Source organism: Stenotrophomonas sp. YIM B06876 (assembly GCF_030711595.1).
Taxonomy (GTDB): Bacteria; Pseudomonadota; Gammaproteobacteria; order Xanthomonadales; family Xanthomonadaceae; genus Stenotrophomonas.
On record NZ_JAUJUJ010000260.1, the window covers coordinates 1 to 1,162 of the forward strand.

General features: G+C 68.7%; 1 protein-coding gene and 1 pseudogene. Both read right to left on the minus strand.

Annotated elements, in window-relative coordinates; translation table 11 throughout:
- Positions 1-673 (minus strand): histidine utilization repressor (hutC, locus tag QZH66_RS16565; RefSeq protein ID WP_305806965.1); only part of this gene is annotated, 673 nt, incomplete at its 3' end.
- Positions 674-802: 129 nt separating this feature from the next.
- Positions 803-1,162: pseudogene (locus tag QZH66_RS16570) on the minus strand (nitrate ABC transporter ATP-binding protein); the annotation flags it as partial.

The window sequence follows — 1,162 nt, forward strand, 5'->3', positions numbered from 1 at the left end:
CGCTGCTCCAGGTGCGCCGCGTGAGCAGCAGGCAGGGCTGGGTCTCGTCCATGTCGAGCAGGCGGGCCTGCTCGGTGCTGGGCAGCACGGCGTCGACCACATGCTCCACCTGGTCGAACGGCACGGTGCGCACCAGAAATTCGGAGGGCTGCTGCACGCTGAAATCCTGCTGCGCAAAATTGGGCACGACGCGCGGGTTCACGAAGCGGTCTTCGAGCTGCACCGGCACGCCGTCTTCGAGGTGCACGCAGACCGCGTGGAACACCGACTCGCCGGTGCGCAGCTCCAGCGCCGCGGCCGTTTCCAGCGTGGCCGAGATGCGCTCCACCGTGAGCACCTGGCAGCGGTAGTCGTGCCCGCGCTGGCGGATCTCGCTGGCCAGGTTGGCGATCTGCAGCAGCGTGGACTGGGGCTTGGTTTCGGCGACGAAGCTGCCGACCCCGGCCACGCGCACGATGCGGCCCTGCTCCATCAGCTCGCGCAGCGCGCGGTTCACCGTCATGCGCGACATGCCGAACTGCGTCACCAGCTCGTGCTCCGACGGCAGGCGGTCGCCCGCGCGCCAGGAGCCGTCCTGGATCTTGCGCGCAATGAAGTCCTTGACCTGCTGGTACAGCGCCACGGTGGGCGCAGGCATGGTGCTGCGTTGGCGGGTTGCGGTGGCGGAATGCATGGCGCGGCGGGACATCAGTGCAGATCGGCCGCCGCCAGGGACTCGGCGCGGATTTNAGCGCCACGGTGGGCGCAGGCATGGTGCTGCGTTGGCGGGTTGCGGTGGCGGAATGCATGGCGCGGCGGGACATCAGTGCAGATCGGCCGCCGCCAGGGACTCGGCGCGGATTTCCTCGGTGAGCCGGGCCTTGAGGTCCATGAACTCGGGCGAGGTCTTGAGGGTGTAGTGGCGCGGGTGCGGCAGGTCCACCGCCAGCTCGGTCTTGATGCGACCGGGCCGGGCGCTGAACACAGCCACGCGGTTGGCCATGAAGATGGCCTCGTCGATGTCGTGGGTGACAAACAGCACGGTCTTGCGCTCGGACTCCCAGATTCCCAGCAGCAGCTCTTGCATGAGCACGCGGGTCTGGTTGTCGAGCGCGCCGAAGGGCTCGTCCATCAGCAGGATCTTCGGGTCGTTGGCCAGCGCGCGCGCGATCGCCGTGCGCTG